Raw genomic sequence first — 510 nt, forward strand, 5'->3', positions numbered from 1 at the left:
CCCCGGTCGCGGGCGGCGTGGTCGCCACCGGGGTCGTGGCCGCAGCGCTCGTGCTGCCGCCCGCCTCGCTGTCGGTCGAGCTCGCGATGTCGCGTGCGGGGGAGCAGGCCACGCTGTTCGCCGGGGCGGACACGGTGGCCCTCGGCGTCGCGGACACCTCGACGTTCGGCATCGGCGACTGGGCCAGTGTCTTCGCGGGGGCCACGAACACCGCGGCGTACGACGGGGCCCCGGTCACGCTCACCGGCTTCGTCACCCCGGCGGGGAAGGGCGACGGCGTGAATCTCACCCGGCTCGTCATCACGCACTGCGTGATCGACGCGCAGACCGCGGCCCTGCCGACCGACGTCGACCCCGGTGAGTATGAGACGGGGCAGTGGGTCGAGGTGACGGGCACGGTGCGTGCCGACGCCGACGGCACGCTGCGCATCGAGCCGACGGACGTCGTCGCGATCGACGAGCCGAAGGACCCCTATGAGTACTGACGACGAGCGCCGCGAGACGCCCGCC

At 73.7% G+C, this 510-nt stretch carries 1 protein-coding gene; it reads left to right on the top strand.

Annotated features, from left to right (window positions below; genetic code table 11):
* Nucleotides 1–485: TIGR03943 family putative permease subunit (locus tag DW299_RS01095; RefSeq protein ID WP_446724774.1), on the top strand; the 485-nt coding region annotated here is incomplete at its 5' end.
* Nucleotides 486–510 lie beyond the last annotated feature (25 nt).

Origin of the sequence: Microbacterium sp. K35, assembly GCF_004794375.1 — a bacterium.
Lineage (GTDB): Bacteria > Actinomycetota > Actinomycetes > Actinomycetales > Microbacteriaceae > Microbacterium > Microbacterium sufflavum.